Source organism: Campylobacter sp. CH186, from assembly GCF_004378925.1.
Lineage (GTDB): Bacteria > Campylobacterota > Campylobacteria > Campylobacterales > Campylobacteraceae > Campylobacter_D > Campylobacter_D jejuni.
This window is the reverse complement of record NZ_RYYB01000003.1, coordinates 66,357-82,450: the sequence shown is the minus strand read 5'-3', so window position 1 is coordinate 82,450 and position 16,094 is coordinate 66,357. Positions and strand designations below refer to the sequence as shown.

Sequence of the window (16,094 nt, the reverse complement as noted above, 5' to 3'; positions counted from 1 at the left end):
TTTTATCCTTGACTGAGTTTAAAGCTAAAACTAGAACCATAGCCTAAAGTGCTAGAAATTTCAAGATAACTTTTATGTATATTTAAAATTTTCTTTACTAAAAAAAGTCCCAAACCAAAAGAATTATCACTTTTTACATCAATTTTATAAAATTTTTTTGTAATCAATTTTATTTTATCTTCTTCTATGCCTTTTCCAAAATCTTGCACTATTATCTTTTGATCTCTTGCTGTTAAAATGACTTCTTTTTGACTATATTTTAAAGCATTAGAAAGCAAATTTATAATCACTTGCTCGATTAAAAATTCATCAGCCTTAACTTTCGTGCTTTTACCTTGCAATACAACCCTTTCAAAGCCTGGGTTTTTAGTGATTTTTTCACACAGAGAAAAAAGATCAAATTCTTGCATTTGCAAGGCTTCACTATTAAGATTAAAAACAAAATTAAGCTTATGGGTCAAAGCATTAAGCTTAATGCTTTGACGCGAAATTTTTTCTAGCAATTCCTTTTTTAATTTTTTATCTTCCAATTTCTCATCTTTTAGCATCTCTAAGCTAAGATCAATCACGCTTAATGGATTTTTAAGCTCATGAGAAATAGCAGAAATCACACTAGCAAGCTGAGTATTTTTTAAAGTGATTTTATCGCTTTGTTTTTTATTTTTCTGGGTATTCTTTAGAATTTTATCCTTAGTTTTTAAAAGCTTCTCATTTAGCAAATTAAATTCTTTAAATATTCCTTTTTCTAATATAACAACTTTATGATCCCCTATAGAATCTAAAAAATCCAAAATTTTATTAAAATTTTTCTCTATTCTTCTACCTAGCAACAACATTAAAATAAAAACAAACAGCAAGCATACTCCAAAACCGATTGCCATTTTTGTCCAAAAAAGTTCTAAATCTAAAAAACGAGGATAAACAATAATAATATATTTATATCCTTTGTAAATAAAGCTTTTAGTGAGAATTTTTTTTGAATCGAAATTTAAAATTTCTCCTTCTTTAAAATTAGAAAAAAAATCAGGATTTTTTACAGAACTTATTTTCATATCATTGTTTAGGATAATAAAATCAGCCCTAGTATCTTTAGCAAAATCCTTGATATTAGCATCATTTAAATGCTCTAAGAGAGAAAATTTTAAAACATCATCAAGGCTTTTGATTTTTTGCTCATATTGTTTTATAAGCAAGAAATTAAGATAAGAATTAGTAAAAGTATAAAAAATAAATCCAAAAATCAAAGCCAATACAACAAAAAAAACTATAAAAATATTTTTAGTTTTTAGCATAATTTATAGCCAACACCCCTAACACTTATAATATGATCTTTTAGTTTTGGAAATTTATTTCTAAGTCTTGTTAGAGCTATATTGATTGTTTTATCACTTGTAGTATCATCTTTCCAAACACTTTCGCTTAAAAATTGTCTAGTAAGCAAGGTATTTGGATTTTCAAAAAAACATTTTAAAAGCTCATAGTCAAGATTTGAGATTTCTAATTTTTGATTTTTGTAAAAGAATTCATAATTAGCCAAATCTAAAATAAAATCACCAAAAGATAGCTTTTCTTCTTCTTTCTTATGGCGTTTTAAAATTGCTTTAATGCGAAGCAAAAGCTCATTAAAATCAAAAGGTTTACAAACATAATCATCACAACCACTTTCAAAGCCTTCGAGCAAATCTTGATGCAAAGCCTTGGCTGTAAGAAAAATAACTGCTTCTTTATATCCTTGCTCTCTTAAATCTTGAATTTTTTCTAAAGAATCTCCACTGGGCAAATTTCTATCGACTATTAAAAGATCGATTTGCTCATTATCGAGCAAATCTTCAACTCCAAAAAAATCCACTAAAGATATAACTTCATAACCACTAGATTTTAACTTTAAAACAAGCAGTTCGTTTAAATCTATATCATCTTCTATAATTAAAATTTTAAATTTCAACATATTGGACAAATACACACGCCTCTAATTGTTTTAGTTCATCTAATACTTCTTTCTGAACTTTTTCATCAATCAAAACAACAGCCAAAGCATACCCAAAACCATCTCTACCAAGTCTAAAATCAGCTATATTGATATTTTTAGCTGCCAAAACGGAGCTGATTTTAGCTATAACTCCTGGTATGTCTTTGTTTTTAAAAATAATCATTTTCCCTTTTGGCTTAAAATCAGTTTTAAAGCCATTTAATCCAACTATGCGTTGTTCATTTTCATTAAACACTGTTCCTGAAACACTGATATTTGAATTTTCGGTGATAATTTTAACGCTAAGTTTATTATTATAACCACTATTTGGAAGAGTTTCGCAAGATAATTCAACTCCTTTTTCTTTGGCAACAAATTCTGCATTAACATAATTAATTTTCTCTCCTAAAATTCCACCCAAAGCACCAACAGCTGCAAAGGTTAGCATAGAATTTGCATACTCGCCAATAATTCCTTCAGCCTCTAATTTAATACTTTTTATAGGATTTTTATCAATTTGAACAGCTAAAAAAGCCATTTTAGAAACAAGTTCTATATAAGGAGCTACAAAAGGTGGTAAATCTTCGGTTTTAATTGGCAAATTTAAGGCATTAGGATAAGCCACGCCTCGTGCTGCACTTAGTGCTTGCTCACAAGCTTCTCTTGCGATATTGTCTTGACTTTCTAAAGTATTTGCTCCTAGGTGAGAAGTAACTGAAATATTTTCAAAGTCTAAAAGAGGATGATTAGTCGCAGGTTCTTTATCGAATACATCTATACCAAGCCATGCTATTTTACCACTTTTTAAACCTTCATATAAAGCTTCTTCTGTGTACAATCCTCCGCGAGCACAATTTATTAATCTTATTCCATCTTTCATTTTTGCAATTTCTTGCTTTCCTATCATACCATTGGTTTCTTTGGTTTTTGGTGTGTGAATGGTAATAAAATCACTTTTTTCTAAAATTTCATCCAAATTTTTTGCTTGCTCCATATCTAAATCTGTAATCTTAGAAGCAGAAATATACGGATCGTAGGCTAAAATTTTCATACCAAATGCTTTAGCACGGATAGCTACTCTTGAACCTATATTTCCAAAACCTATAACCCCTAGCGTTTTGTTCATCAGTTCAATGCCATACCATTTTTCTCTTTTCCATTTTCTTTCAATTTTTAAAAAATTATGAGCATTAACAAAGCTTCTAGCTGATGTTAAAAGATGTGCCATTGTTAGTTCAACTGCGGCAATAGTATTTGCAGTTGGGACATTCATCACAATCACTCCTCTTTTAGAACACTCTGGAATATCAACATTATCTACGCCCACCCCAGCACGCACAAGCGCTTTTAATTTTTTGGCATGATTTAGGAAGTTTACATCTATATCCGTAGAACTTCTAGTAATAGCAACTTCAACATCACCTAGCATTTGCATAAGTTCATCTTTTGGAACTTTTGCAGCTTCTATAAGCTCAATATCTTCAGCCTTTCTTAGGATATCGACACCTTTATCCAAAATAGCATCACATACTATAATCTTTTTTTTCATAGCCAAATTTCCTTTACTTCTGTATTTATTTTATATTTTTTTAATTCTTTGATAATATCATCTATAAGTTTTTCATTACCTGTATCCAAAAAGATTTCTGGACTATCGCCTGATTTAAGAAGAAAATACTTCACATTAAAAGAATTTAAAGTCTGTCTTAAGCAAAACATAGAATAAATATCATATTTTCCAACTATAAGTTGATAATATTTATTTTTCTCCTTAAGCTCGCTAGTATCCGCATCGAAATATAAGGTAAATTTTTCTGCTGCTGGGGTAAAATCTCTTGTAGGCCATTTTGCTAATTCTTCTTGCCATGAAAGATCTTGATTTTGAGCTTGAATACTTGGCTGCGTATTTGTATCTTTAGCAAATTGTGGAATGAAATTTACATTAGCTTTAAATTGCCAAAGTAATGTAAAAACAACAGCAAGCAAAATGAGTAATAAAATACTCAAAATGCTTATTGTAATGTATTTTTTCATTAAGTTAGTTGATCTTTAATGATATCACCTAAGGTTACTTTATCATCATTATTGATTTCATTAAGAACTTCTCTTTCTTTCATTCTAATAAGATTTTTAACACTTAGGCGAATTCTATTTTTCTTTTCATCAATAAAAACTATAGCAGCTTCAATATCGTTGCCAATTTTTAAATTTTCAAGCATAGAAGTGCTTATATCTTCTTTATGAATTAAAGCATCAACATTTTTACTTAGCTCTACAAAAACGCCAAAATCTTTAATATCACGGATAGTGCCTTTTACAATATCGCCGACTTTATGAATTTTGGCATATTCTTGAACTGGAGAGCTGCTTAATTCTTTTGTGCTTAATGATATTTTTTGGTTTTCTTCATCTATTTTGATAATTTTTACCTTGATTTTATCCCCTTGAGAGAATTTGTCTTTGCATTTATCGTTTCTATCCCAAGAAGCGTCTTCATTATGCAACAAACCTTCAATACCGCCAAGTCTAACAAACGCACCAAAAGAAGTTACTGAGGTAATTTCTCCCTCAACCACATCTGCAATTTTATAAGATTTCATAAATTCATCAAAAGGTTTAGAAAGTAAATTTCTTAAAGAAACTCTTAAGCGTCTTTCATTTGGATTGATTTCAATTACTTCAACATCAATTTCTTGGCCTTTGTTGATATAATCTTTTGGATTTTTAATATTTTTATCCCAAGAAATTTCGCTGATATGTAAAAATCCTTCTATATCATTTCCTAAATCTACAAAAGCACCGTAAGGCTCTATATTTGATACCATTACTTTAATAGTATCACCTACATCAAGAGTATCTTTTATCTCGCTCCATGGATCAGGTAAAGCCGCTTTTATAGACAAGGATAAATGTTTGCGTTCTTTATCATACTTTATAACTTTAACTGGAACTTTATCACCCTCTTTATAAAGTGTTCCAGGATTTACAGGTCCTTTGTAAGAAATTTCGCTGTAATGAACAAGGCCATCAACACCTCCTACATCTACAAACATACCATAGGTGGTAATTTTTTTCACAATACCTTCAATTAAATCTTCTTGTTGTGCTACATTATTGATCAATTCTTTGCGTTTTCTTCTCTCCTCATCTAAAGTTTTTTTACGAGAAACAATGATACTTTGCTCATCTTTATCGATTTTAATAATTTTAACTTTAAACGTTTTGCCTATAATGTTATTTGTTTCTTTGAAGCCATATTGAGATTTTGGCAAGAAAAATTCAACATCATTTTCATCAACAACTATCAATCCGCCTTTATTTTTTCCAACTACTTTTACGGTAAAAATATCATCTTGATTTTCTTGATAGTTTTTAATAAATTCAATAACTTTTTCTTTTCTCAAAGCTTTTTCATGAGAAAGTAAAGATCTGCCACCACGAGAACCCATAACAGCAACTTTAATACTATCGCCTATATTAAATAATAGCTTAGAATTGTCATCTTGTATTTCGCTAAGAGCTAAAATACCTTCAGATTTTTTACCTATATCTACATAAACTTCATCATTTTTGATCTCTACAATCACACCCTCTGTTGTAGCCTCTTCTCTTGATTTATCAAAAGCCTCTAAAAGCTGTCCAAAATCTTCTTCCTCAAGATAATCATCTACACCACCTTGAACTTTTTTGTTCACCTCGCTCATTATGGTCCTTTAAAATAATTTTTAGAAATTAGTTGATTTTACCTTATTTTTCTTTAATTAGTGTTAAGTTTTTTTATTTTTGTTAATTTTTTTTAAATTTTTGACTTTTTTATTCTATTTGAAAACATTTTTTAATTAATTTTAAAATTTTCTATTTTGGCGATAACTTTTTGTATGATCCAATCAGGAGTACTAGCGCCTGCACTAATGCCACAATGTTTTTTATCTAAAAACCATTCTTTTTTCAACTCTTCTTCAGTTTCAATTAGATAGCTATCTTCACAATTGGTTTTTGCAATCAAAAAAAGTTGTTTTGTATTGGCTGAGTTTTTACCTCCTACAACAACCATAACATCACTTTTAAGTGAGAGTTCTTTAATGGCATCTTGATTCTTAAAGGTTGCATCGCATATAGTGTTAAAAACTCTTACTTCTTTGGCTTTAAGTATTAAAAAATTTACTATCTCCATAAAATGTTCAGGCTTCTTAGTTGTTTGGCTTATTACAGCTATTTTATTAGGAAGTTTTATATGTTGAAGCTCTTTTTTATCCAAAACTACATAAGCTTTTGTACTTACATAACTTTTCACTCCTTTAACTTCGGGATGATTTTCATCTCCAAAAATAACAACTTCATAACCCTCCTTACTCATTTGCTCGCAAATTTGTTGTGGCTTTGTAACAAAAGGACAAGTGGCATCAAAAATTTCTATATCTTTTTTTCTCAATTCTTCTAAATCTTGCTTTGTAATACCATGAGTTCTTATAATAGCCTTTTTTTCATTGCTTAAAGCTTTTATATTTTCCAAAGTTTTGACATTAAATTTTTTTTGTAAACGAGAAATTTCTTCGTTATTATGAATAAGAGGACCTATAGTTGCGGCATCTTTTATTTGTTCTGCTTTTTTAATAGCTCTTTTAACACCAAAACAAAAACCATAGTTTTTTGCTAATTCAATAATCAATCCTAGCTCCTAAATTTGATAAAATCTCTATAAAATTTGGAAAAGAAGTTTTTATACAATCACTATCATCAATCTCAACTCCACAAAGCAAACCTAAAATAGCAAAACTCATAGCAATACGGTGATCTCCATAGCTTTTAATTTTTGAAGATTTTAGTTCGCATCCACCTTCTATTTCAAAACCATCATCAAGTTCTCTAGTTTCAACACCACAAAGCTTTAGATTTTCAACCATCACAGCAATCCTATCGCTTTCTTTAACGCGTAATTCTTTAGCATTTGTTAAACTAGATTTACCCTTAGCTAAAGCAAAAGCTATGGCCAAAGCAGGCGCTTCATCTATCAACCAAGCAATATTATCTTTAACTTCTATGCCATTAAGCTTGCTAGACTCTACCCTGATCTCACCAATAGTTTCAAAATCATTTTGAGTTATTGTCATTTCAAGCTTGGCGCCCATTTTTTGCAAAATTTTATACGCCTCTATACGAGTAGGATTAAGTAAAATATTTTTTAAAATAATTTGAGATTTAGGCAAAATAATAGCTACTAAAGCAAAATAGAAAGCCGAAGAAGGATCATTAGGAATGATTATATTTTGAGCTTTTAAAGGTTTTTTTAAAGGACTTATTTCAAGACTTAAGCCATCATTGCTAACCCTTATTGGAGCTTTCATAGCCTTTAACATGTTTTCACTATGATTTCGACTAAGAGAAATTTCACTAAAAGTGCATACATTATCAGCTCTAAAAGCAGATAAAATCATAGCTGTTTTAACTTGAGCCGAAGAAATTTCGCTTTTATAGTTAAAAGCTTTTAAATTTTGACCTTCTATGCAAAGTGGAGCTAAATTTGCCTCATTTCTTCCATAAATTCTAGCGCCTATTTGAGTAAGTGGTTTGCTTATCCTTCTCATAGGACGATTGTTTAAATACTTATCTCCACTTAAAACAAAAAAACCAGAAATTCCTGCTAAAAATCCTATCATCAAACGCATAGCAGTTCCTGAATTTCCACAGTCTAAAATACAATTTGGAGATAAAATTTCTTTAGGGGGTATAATTTTGACGCAAGAATCTTTTTGTTCAATTTTAGCTCCAAGATTTTTTATAATTTCAAGAGTGTTTAAAGTATCTTGAGCTAAGAGATAATTTTGAGCCTTATTTTCTTCTTGTGTTAAAAGCGAAAATATAGCAAAACGATGAGATATGCTTTTATCTGCTGCTATATTTTCAAGTATGGCATTTACAGGGGTTTGCAATTTGTAAATTTTCATCTTAAATCAAGACCCAAATTTTTAAGAGTATTTAAAATTTTATCCATACATTCATTGACTTGATTATCCTCTAGAGTTTTATTTATATCCCTAAAAGAAAAACTTATAGTAACGCTATAAAATTCTTTAAGGTTTTCATCACTATAAATATCAACTAAACGAAAATTTTCAAGTATTTCTAAATTCAATTCTTCAATACAATTTTTAATCTGATTGTATTCAAAACCTTTAGGTATTAACACGCTAAGATCTCTAGTGATAGCTGGGAATTTGGAGTAAGGCTTAGCTATTTTAAAATCTTGCCTGATTAAATCTAAATCAAGTTCGCAAATATATGTTTTTGGTAAATCTCTCTCATTTTCTATTTTTAAATGCAAACGGCCTATAAAACCTACTTTAATATCCGATAGATAAATATCTGCTTGTTCATAAGGGCTTAAAATATTATATTTTGATGATTTTAGCTTAAAATCACCTATAATATTTTTAATGTCTAAAAGAAAATCATAAAATTGCACCGATTCAGGTTTTGCCTTGTTGGAAATTTTAGCTTCTTCTTTTAAGCCAGAATGGATAAATGCGATACGATTTAATTCTTGATTATTAACATTGAAAACAGCCCCTAGTTCAAAAAGTTTAATAATTTTTTTAGAATTTTTTGCATTTAAACTTGCTGCATTTAACAAATGATTTAAAAGGGTTGTTCTTAAAGTATTAAGTTCTGCTGTAATTGGATTAATTAGTTTTAATTTAACAGAGTCAAAACCCAATTTTTTAAGTTCTTCTTCATTATCCAAAACATAATGTAAGCTTTCAAAATAACCACTAGCTACTGCTCTTTTCCTTAAATTCAAAAACTCAATATAATTTTTATATGCAGAATTTAAACGATTTTTTTCTATAAATTCTAAACCCTTGGAAGCAATATTATCAATACCTATGATTCTTACAACTTCCTCGCAAATATCTGATAAATTTTTAATATCAGGACGATGTAAAGGTGCTTTAACATTTATAAGCCCTTCACCTGAAAGTATGAGCTCAAAACCTAATTTTTTCAATATTTTTAATACTTCATCTTTATCAACATTTTGCCCTATTATATCGCCAATACTTTCAATACTTATTGGTATGATTGGTAATTCTTTGTCAGTTAAAATTTGTTGAGAAGAACTATAAATAACAAGATTTGGAATCTGCTCAAAAATACTAAGCAAAAAATCCATTCCTAAATTTAATTTAGGTTCACTTCCCCTAAAACTTCTATAAAGCATTTTTTCATCTTGATCTTTATGATATATTTTAGCATCTGCAATTACCAATGGATCGGTATAATTAGCCTCAATAATAATTATTTTAGAATCATCTTTACATCTACTTTCATTATTTTGGAAAATTCCGCTAAAGCTTAAAAGTTTATCTTTGCAAGATACTTTTGTTTCTCCATGCACTTGCTTGCTTAAATTAATGGTAAATTCTTCATCTTTTTCAGAAAAACTACTTAAATCATAAGCATTAAAAAGAACACCAGTTGAATGCGTTGCATAATTTAATAAATTTTCTATGGAATTTTTTCCCAAACCTTCAATTTGAGCAAGTCTTAAACTAAGTAATAAGTTTGTTTGAATTTCTTCTTTTAACTCTATGGCTCGATAATTATAAAGTCCATTAAGTTCTTTCTCAGCTGCTAAGCGCAAAATTCTACCGATACCTAAAACATTTTCACTTTCTTTAAATGGTTTTGGTTCTTTTAAATTTAAATTTAAAGCTGTAGCCAAATCACGAGCAATACCATAAATACTTAAACAATCACCCCTATTAGGAGTAAGTTCTACTTCTATTAGCTCATCATTAAAAATTTCATAAGTATTTAAAGCTCTCCCAAGTTCTAATTTTCCTATACTCTCATCTAAAAGCATAATTCCTTCATTGATTTTTTCAAAACCCAGTTCTAAACTAGAACAAAGCATACCACAAGAATCCACTCCTCGTAATTTTGCTTCTTTTATTTCCATACCGTTTGGCATGATAGCACCTTTAGTTGCAACAGCTACAAATTGTCCTGCATCAACATTCGCAGCACCGCAGACAATTTGCAAGGTTTCACTTCCGATATCAACTTGACAAATGCTTAATTTATCTGAATTTTCATGTTTAATTTTTTCCTTAACATAGCCTACAACAACTTTATCTGGAGCCTTTAAAGTGCCAACCCTATCAACTTCTATACCTATAGAGTTTAAAGTTTTAGCTATTTTATCCGAACTTATTTCTTCAAGTTCTAACCAATCATTCAACCAACTTTTAGTAATTATCATCTAAACTGCTCCAATAATCTCAAATCACCTTCAAATAAAGATCTTAAATCTGGAATTTGATGCAAAAGCATTGCAAAACGCTCTACTCCCAATCCAAAGGCATAACCACTTACATTTTCATAACCAACAAAATTATAAACATTAGGATCAACTATTCCACATCCTAAAACTTCAAGCCAACCTGTATGTTTGCAAACTCTACAACCCTTTCCTTTGCAAAACACACAAGAAATATCAACTTCAGCAGAAGGCTCTGTAAATGGGAAAAAACTTGGACGAAAACGAACTTTCACATCTCCGAACATATAACGCAAAAAATCTTCCAATACACTTTTTAAATTTGCAAAGCTAACCTTTTGCCCTTCTTCCACCACAAGGCTTTCAACTTGATGAAACATAGGAGTATGCGTAATATCAAAATCTCTTCTAAATACAGCACCAGGGGCTATCATCCTAATAGGAGGTTTTTGTGCAAGCATTGTCCGTATTTGCACTGGCGAAGTTTGTGTTCTTAAAAGCCTTTTATCATCAAAATAAAAGGTATCTTGCATATCTCTTGCAGGGTGAGATTTAGGCAAATTTAACGCTTCAAAATTATGAAAGTCATCTTCTATTAAAGGCCCTTTTTCTATGCTAAAATTCAAAGCTATAAAATACTCTATGATTTTATCCATGGTGCTCATAACAGGATGCAAGGCACCTGTTGTAATACTTTCATCAAAATAGTTAAAATTTAAAGCATCTTGTTTCATTCTTTCTTCTAAAGCAAGATTTTCCAAATCTTTAAATTTGGCTAAATAAGCCTCATTAAATATTTCTTTTTGTGCATTTAATTTAGCAGCAAATTCTTTTTTCGCCTCATCTTCTAACTCTTTAAGCTTTGTAAAGCCTTCTGTTAAAATACCTTTTTTTCCAAGAACGGAAATCCTAATGGCTTCCAAATCATTTAAATTCTCACATTTTTGAATCTGTTCTATAAAATTTTGCAATTTTCTTACCTTAAATAAAATATTTCAAGTTCTAATTCTATTAAAAACTATTTTAAATTCAGCATAAAAACCAAACTTTAAAGATATAATTGTATCAAACCAACAATAAAAAAGGATAAATAATGCAAGAAAAAACAATTTTTGAACTCATAGTTGAAGGTAAACTTCCATGCAATAAAGTGCTTGAAAGTGACGATTTTCTAGCATTTCATGATATTGCACCCAAAGCACCCATACATATACTTATAATCCCTAAAAAACATTTTAAAGACTTTCAAGAATTTGATCCTGAACTTATGGCCAAAATGACAAGTTTCATACAAGAATTAGCTGTTCTTTTAGGTGTAGATAAAAGTGGATATCGCTTGGTAACAAACTGTGGAAAAAATAGCGGACAAGAAGTTTTTCATTTGCATTTTCATATGCTTGGAGGTTTTGAACTGCCTAAGGAAAAAACAAAAAAAGAAAATCCTCAAGCTTTATTTTAGTTTAAATGGTAGAAAAACTACCATTTAAACTATTTTGTCAAAGGCAGCAACATTCCCTCATATAATTTTTGATAAATTTCATCACCGCATAACTTTTTAGCTAGCTCTAAACCAAAAAGAATTGCCGTAGCTGGACCTGCTGAAGTTATAACATTTTTATTTACAACTACAGCCTTGTTAACACGATTTCCATTAAGTCCAACTTCACAACTAGGATAGCAAGCAAACTCGCCCTCTAAAACACCTGCTTCATTTAAGACTATAGGAGAAGCACAGATTGCGGCAACAATTTTATTTTTGCTATGAAGTTGTTTAATGATATTTAAAATAACATTTGAATTCTTAAGATTCATCATACCTTCAAAGCCACCCGCCAAAGCAATGGCATCTAAATTTTCTATATCAACATCCTCTATAGAACAATCTGCTTTTATACTAATGCCATTAGCACCTTTTACTAATAACTCACTGTTTAACGAAGCTATAACAACTTCCAAATCTGGATTTAATTCTCTTGCTCGTTTTAAAACATCCGCAATTCCTATAAATTCAGCTTCCTCAAAACCTTGAGCCAATGGAATTAATACTTTTTTACTCATTTTGTTCTCCTTTTTTATATTTTTTAAATCTTTCTTCTCTTTCTTTGTTTTTTTGCATCATTTGACGATTAAAACCTATGACCAAAACAATCATTAAAAACACAAAAATAACTATTAGAATGAAATCTAAAATTTCCATAAATACAACCTTGTTTTTGGGAAATTCTAACACATTTTTTTAAATCTTTAGAGAAAATTCAAAGATATTTCTATAAAATCTTTTTTTAAATAATTTCTCTGAAAAGGTTTACAAATTGAATCAGAAAAATATAAGAATTTTTGTTTTTTTTGTTATTATTATTTTATGGGGCTATTTTTCTTTCCCGATAGAAATATTAAAAATTCAAGATCCTAGTGGAGTTGTAAGCTATGGCTATACAGAAAATGCAAAAGCTTATTTAAAAAGTTATCTTATTACGCTTTTATTAACTGCTTGTGCTGTTATTATCGGAGTGATTATTGGTTTTAGCTTAGCTATTTTACGCTTCTCTAAATTTAAAACACTTAATTTTATTATAGATGAATATATAGACATTATACGAGGAACACCGGTAATTTTACAATTGATGATTTTTGCTTTTGTAATTTTTACTTTTATAGATAACCTTTATGCAGCCATTCTTGCACTAGGACTTAATAGCTCGGCTTATATAGCAGAAATTGTAAGAAGCGGCATTAATAGTGTAGATAAAGGACAAATGGAAGCTGCAAGAGCAATGGGACTTGATTACAAAACTTCAATGAAAGAAATTATTCTTCCTCAGGCTACTAAAAACATTCTACCTGCATTAGCTAATGAATTTATTTCTTTATTTAAGGAAACTTCTGTTGTAGGATTTATTAGTGTTATTGATATTACCATGCAAAGTCAAAGCTTGCAAGCCGTACTTTACAATCCAAAACCTATTATTTTCACTGGACTTGTTTATTACGTAAGTGTAAAAATTTTTAGTTATTTTGCAAAAAAACTTGAACTTAGGATGAATAAAAATGATTGAAGTTAAAAATTTACAAAAAAAATATGGAGAATTAGAAGTTTTAAAAAATATTAACACTACAATCTCAAAAGGCGATGTAATAGCTATCATAGGTCCAAGTGGAGGCGGAAAAAGTACATTTTTACGCTGTATCAATCGCTTAGAACTAGCTGATAGTGGGGAAATTTTAATCAATAAACAAAACATACTTGATAAAGAAATTGATATTAATAAGATCAGGCAAAAAGTTAGCATGGTATTTCAGCATTTTAATCTTTTTGCTAATAAAAATGTTATGGAAAATTTATGTTTAACACCCATTAAAACAGGAATTTTAAGTCAAGAAGAAGCCATAAAAAAAGCAAAAATACTTCTTGCTAAGGTGGGTTTAGCAGACAAAGAAAATATAATGCCCCATAAGCTCTCTGGTGGACAAAAACAACGTATAGCTATTGCTAGAAGCTTGATGATGAATCCTGATGTTATTTTATTTGATGAGCCTACTTCAGCTCTAGATCCTGAAATGATAGGCGAGGTTCTAAGCATTATGAAAGATGTTGCAAAAGAAGGTTTAACTATGCTTGTAGTAACTCATGAAATGGGCTTTGCTAGAAATGTTGCCAATCGTATATTTTTTATGGATAAAGGAAAAATTGCTGTTGATGCAAGCCCTAAAGAAGTATTTGAAAATCCTAGCAATGAAAGATTGAGAGAATTTTTAAATAAGGTTTTAAATCATTAATTCATAAGCCATTAAGGCTTATGAATTTTAATCCCAACATTCAGCGTTTTTAATTCCAAGCTTGCTAGCGTTAAATTTAGGATCTATACCAGATTTTTGTTGCGTATTAAAATCTTTTAAAACTTTATTTACTATACCACCTAAAAGCAATAAAGATATAATATTTGTCGTTGCCATGAAAGCCATAGTCAAATCAGCCAAATTCCAAGCAAGTTTTAAATTCATTTGCGAGCCTATAAAAATCATAGCTACAGCTGTAATTCTAAACAAATTCATTACAAATTTGGAATTTGTTAAATATTTAACATTAGCTTGAGCATAATAATAATTTCCTATTAAAGAAGTTATTGCAAAAAGAACAATAGCTATAGTAATAAAATGGATTCCAAAGCTACCATAATACTCACGCATAGCTTCTTGAACTAAAGGCATTCCACCATCAATTTTACTTTCTCCAAGTCCTAAATATGCCATAGAAAAAAGAACTAAAAATCCAGAACTTGTACAAACAACAACATCAATTAAAACTGAAAAGGCTTGTATAACACCTTGTTTAGCTGGATGACTTGTCAAAGCTGCTGCAGCTGCATTAGGTGCCGAGCCCATACCTGCTTCATTTGAAAAAAGCCCTCTTTTAATCCCTATAACTAAAGCAGAACCAGCAAAACCACCAAAAATCGCTTTAAAATCAAAAGCACTTTGTAAAATCATATGAACCACAGAAGGAATTTTATCAAAATTCATTAAAACAGCAATCACAGCAAGTAAAACATAAGCTAAAGCCATAAAAGGAACAATTAAAGAACTAATTTTACCTATTTTAGTATGGTGAGAAAAAAACATCCATGCACCAAAAATAGTTAAAACAATACCAATAATCATTGGCCAAGAGCTTGATGCAAAATCTACAGCAGCATTTGGATTAAACATATCATAATAAACTTTAAAAGACGAAGTCATTGTTTGACTTTGAAGTCCGTTAAATCCATAAGCATAAGTAATAATAAGAATAAAAGCAAAAAAAGCTCCAAAAAAATGTGAGCCTAAGGCTTTTTTTATATAATAAGCTGGCCCGCCTTTAAATCCACCTGTATCATCTTTTGATTTGTAAACTTGAGCTAAGGTACTTTCAGCAAATGCTGAGGCACCACCAAAAAATGCCATAACCCACATCCAAAATAAAGCACCAGCTCCACCTGTAGCCAATGCCAAAGAAATTCCAGCGATATTTCCTATACCAACTCTAGAAGCAGTTGAGATCATCAATGCCTGAAAAGGTGAAATATGTTCTTTAGTGTGTCCTTCGTTTTTTTCTGTAAGAATTTTAAATACAGAACTCAACATACGAAACTGAACAAAGCGAGTTAAAAAACTATAATAAAGCCCACAAACAATAAGCAAAACTACCATAATAATGTCTGTATTTGAGACAATCTTATTAGCTATAATATCAGACGCTTTATTGGCAAAATCTAGCATAATATCTAAATTCATCCAAACTCCTCAAAAAATAATCTAAATTTTACTTTAACATAATTTTTATAAAAAGGACTTTATGATTTTATTTGTTTTAAGTTATTGTGTAAATTTGAAACTTTTAAGAAACAAAATTGCTAAAATTTTGTCTTAAAGCTTCATAAGAGATTATACCAACGCTTGTAGCTAAATTTAAACTTCTTCCATAAGATTTCATAGGTATAGTTATAGCATTTTCCCAATTTAATTGCATTAATTCCATAGGTAAGCCATAACTCTCACTTCCAAAGAATAAGAAATCATTTTTCTGAAATTCTGCATCAAAATAAGCTTTTTGACTCTTGGTTGTTGCGAAAAAAAAGCGATTTTTATAAATCATATTTTCATTCAAAAATTCTTCAAGATTCTCCCAAATAATGGGCTCTAATTTATCCCAGTAATCAAGCCCTGCTCTTCTAACAGCCTTTTGAGAAATATCAAAAACAGTTGGTTTAACGATATGAAGTTTAAAACCAGCATTAAAACACATTCTACCTATACTACCTGTATTTTGCGGTATTCTAGGGTGAACTAAAACTATATTAAACATAT

General features: G+C 29.8%; 16 protein-coding genes. 3 read left to right on the top strand and 13 right to left on the bottom strand.

What is annotated here, in order from left to right; translation table 11 throughout:
- Window positions 1-2: 2 nt before the first annotated feature.
- The 9 genes from ELQ09_RS04240 to pheS all read right to left on the bottom strand — a co-directional run bounded on the left by ELQ09_RS04240 (window position 3) and on the right by pheS (window position 11,221).
- Window positions 3-1,292, bottom strand: coding sequence for a HAMP domain-containing sensor histidine kinase (locus tag ELQ09_RS04240; protein ID WP_070317162.1), 1,290 nt, complete (start codon window positions 1,290-1,292; stop codon window positions 3-5).
- Complete coding sequence (locus tag ELQ09_RS04235) at window positions 1,286-1,948, bottom strand: response regulator transcription factor (protein WP_002865921.1); 663 nt, start codon at window positions 1,946-1,948, stop codon at window positions 1,286-1,288. The genes ELQ09_RS04240 and ELQ09_RS04235 overlap by 7 nt, the downstream gene beginning before the upstream one ends.
- Entirely contained in the window at window positions 1,935-3,518 is a 1,584-nt protein-coding gene (serA, locus tag ELQ09_RS04230) for a phosphoglycerate dehydrogenase (RefSeq protein ID WP_134224715.1), read from the bottom strand. Before serA ends, ELQ09_RS04235 begins: the two co-directional genes overlap by 14 nt.
- Window positions 3,515-4,003: a hypothetical protein gene (locus tag ELQ09_RS04225; protein ID WP_070317160.1), complete on the bottom strand. Its 489-nt coding sequence runs from the start codon at window positions 4,001-4,003 to the stop codon at window positions 3,515-3,517. The genes serA and ELQ09_RS04225 overlap by 4 nt, the downstream gene beginning before the upstream one ends.
- On the bottom strand, window positions 4,003-5,673 hold the full coding sequence (locus tag ELQ09_RS04220; RefSeq protein WP_070317159.1) for a 30S ribosomal protein S1: 1,671 nt from the start codon (window positions 5,671-5,673) through the stop codon (window positions 4,003-4,005). Before ELQ09_RS04220 ends, ELQ09_RS04225 begins: the two co-directional genes overlap by 1 nt.
- Window positions 5,674-5,804: 131 nt before the next feature.
- Complete coding sequence (locus ELQ09_RS04215) at window positions 5,805-6,638, bottom strand: 4-hydroxy-3-methylbut-2-enyl diphosphate reductase (RefSeq protein WP_134263784.1); 834 nt, start codon at window positions 6,636-6,638, stop codon at window positions 5,805-5,807.
- Window positions 6,628-7,914, bottom strand: coding sequence for a 3-phosphoshikimate 1-carboxyvinyltransferase (gene aroA / locus ELQ09_RS04210; RefSeq protein ID WP_134224716.1), 1,287 nt, complete (start codon window positions 7,912-7,914; stop codon window positions 6,628-6,630). Before aroA ends, ELQ09_RS04215 begins: the two co-directional genes overlap by 11 nt.
- Complete coding sequence (gene pheT / locus ELQ09_RS04205) at window positions 7,911-10,232, bottom strand: phenylalanine--tRNA ligase subunit beta (protein WP_134224717.1); 2,322 nt, start codon at window positions 10,230-10,232, stop codon at window positions 7,911-7,913. Before pheT ends, aroA begins: the two co-directional genes overlap by 4 nt.
- Complete coding sequence (gene pheS, locus ELQ09_RS04200; RefSeq protein ID WP_134224718.1) at window positions 10,229-11,221, bottom strand: phenylalanine--tRNA ligase subunit alpha; 993 nt, start codon at window positions 11,219-11,221, stop codon at window positions 10,229-10,231. The genes pheT and pheS overlap by 4 nt, the downstream gene beginning before the upstream one ends.
- A 122-nt stretch (window positions 11,222-11,343) precedes the next feature.
- Between pheS and ELQ09_RS04195 the strand changes: the two genes are divergently transcribed.
- The gene (locus ELQ09_RS04195) at window positions 11,344-11,709 is read left to right on the top strand and encodes a histidine triad nucleotide-binding protein (RefSeq protein WP_002857192.1); all 366 of its coding nucleotides are present in this window, start codon (window positions 11,344-11,346) and stop codon (window positions 11,707-11,709) included.
- Window positions 11,710-11,738: 29 nt separating this feature from the next.
- On the opposite strand, the gene ELQ09_RS04190 is transcribed toward ELQ09_RS04195, so the two are convergent.
- Both ELQ09_RS04190 and ELQ09_RS04185 read right to left on the bottom strand, forming a co-directional pair.
- Entirely contained in the window at window positions 11,739-12,308 is a 570-nt protein-coding gene (locus tag ELQ09_RS04190) for a DJ-1 family glyoxalase III (RefSeq protein ID WP_002869165.1), read from the bottom strand.
- Entirely contained in the window at window positions 12,301-12,480 is a 180-nt protein-coding gene (locus ELQ09_RS04185; RefSeq protein ID WP_011812746.1) for a hypothetical protein, read from the bottom strand. Before ELQ09_RS04185 ends, ELQ09_RS04190 begins: the two co-directional genes overlap by 8 nt.
- Window positions 12,481-12,562: 82 nt before the next feature.
- Between ELQ09_RS04185 and ELQ09_RS04180 the strand changes: the two genes are divergently transcribed.
- Complete coding sequence (locus ELQ09_RS04180; RefSeq protein ID WP_002865915.1) at window positions 12,563-13,306, top strand: amino acid ABC transporter permease; 744 nt, start codon at window positions 12,563-12,565, stop codon at window positions 13,304-13,306.
- Window positions 13,299-14,027: an amino acid ABC transporter ATP-binding protein gene (locus ELQ09_RS04175; protein ID WP_002934313.1), complete on the top strand. Its 729-nt coding sequence runs from the start codon at window positions 13,299-13,301 to the stop codon at window positions 14,025-14,027. Before ELQ09_RS04180 ends, ELQ09_RS04175 begins: the two co-directional genes overlap by 8 nt.
- A gap of 27 nt (window positions 14,028-14,054) precedes the next feature.
- Here ELQ09_RS04175 and ELQ09_RS04170 read toward each other — a convergent pair whose 3' ends face one another.
- Together ELQ09_RS04170 and ELQ09_RS04165 are read right to left on the bottom strand one after the other, a co-directional pair.
- On the bottom strand, window positions 14,055-15,521 hold the full coding sequence (locus tag ELQ09_RS04170) for a sodium:alanine symporter family protein (RefSeq protein ID WP_134224719.1): 1,467 nt from the start codon (window positions 15,519-15,521) through the stop codon (window positions 14,055-14,057).
- Between the two features lie 103 nt (window positions 15,522-15,624).
- Window positions 15,625-16,092, bottom strand: a complete 468-nt coding sequence (locus tag ELQ09_RS04165) for a tRNA (cytidine(34)-2'-O)-methyltransferase (RefSeq protein ID WP_002921721.1) — start codon at window positions 16,090-16,092, stop codon at window positions 15,625-15,627.
- Window positions 16,093-16,094 lie beyond the last annotated feature (2 nt).

Excerpts from the sequence above, each read along its gene's own strand:
- ELQ09_RS04220 (WP_070317159.1), bottom strand. The coding sequence starts at position 5,673 with ATGAGCGAGGTGAACAAAAAAGTTCAAGGTGGTGTAGATGATTATCTT.
- aroA (WP_134224716.1), bottom strand. The coding sequence starts at position 7,914 with ATGAAAATTTACAAATTGCAAACCCCTGTAAATGCCATACTTGAAAAT.
- ELQ09_RS04170 (WP_134224719.1), bottom strand. The coding sequence starts at position 15,521 with ATGAATTTAGATATTATGCTAGATTTTGCCAATAAAGCGTCTGATATT.
- ELQ09_RS04175 (WP_002934313.1), top strand. The coding sequence starts at position 13,299 with ATGATTGAAGTTAAAAATTTACAAAAAAAATATGGAGAATTAGAAGTT.
- pheT (WP_134224717.1), bottom strand. The coding sequence starts at position 10,232 with ATGATAATTACTAAAAGTTGGTTGAATGATTGGTTAGAACTTGAAGAA.
- ELQ09_RS04165 (WP_002921721.1), bottom strand. The coding sequence starts at position 16,092 with ATGTTTAATATAGTTTTAGTTCACCCTAGAATACCGCAAAATACAGGT.
- ELQ09_RS04190 (WP_002869165.1), bottom strand. The coding sequence starts at position 12,308 with ATGAGTAAAAAAGTATTAATTCCATTGGCTCAAGGTTTTGAGGAAGCT.
- ELQ09_RS04225 (WP_070317160.1), bottom strand. The coding sequence starts at position 4,003 with ATGAAAAAATACATTACAATAAGCATTTTGAGTATTTTATTACTCATT.
- ELQ09_RS04240 (WP_070317162.1), bottom strand. The coding sequence starts at position 1,292 with ATGCTAAAAACTAAAAATATTTTTATAGTTTTTTTTGTTGTATTGGCT.
- ELQ09_RS04195 (WP_002857192.1), top strand. The coding sequence starts at position 11,344 with ATGCAAGAAAAAACAATTTTTGAACTCATAGTTGAAGGTAAACTTCCA.
- serA (WP_134224715.1), bottom strand. The coding sequence starts at position 3,518 with ATGAAAAAAAAGATTATAGTATGTGATGCTATTTTGGATAAAGGTGTC.
- ELQ09_RS04235 (WP_002865921.1), bottom strand. The coding sequence starts at position 1,948 with ATGTTGAAATTTAAAATTTTAATTATAGAAGATGATATAGATTTAAAC.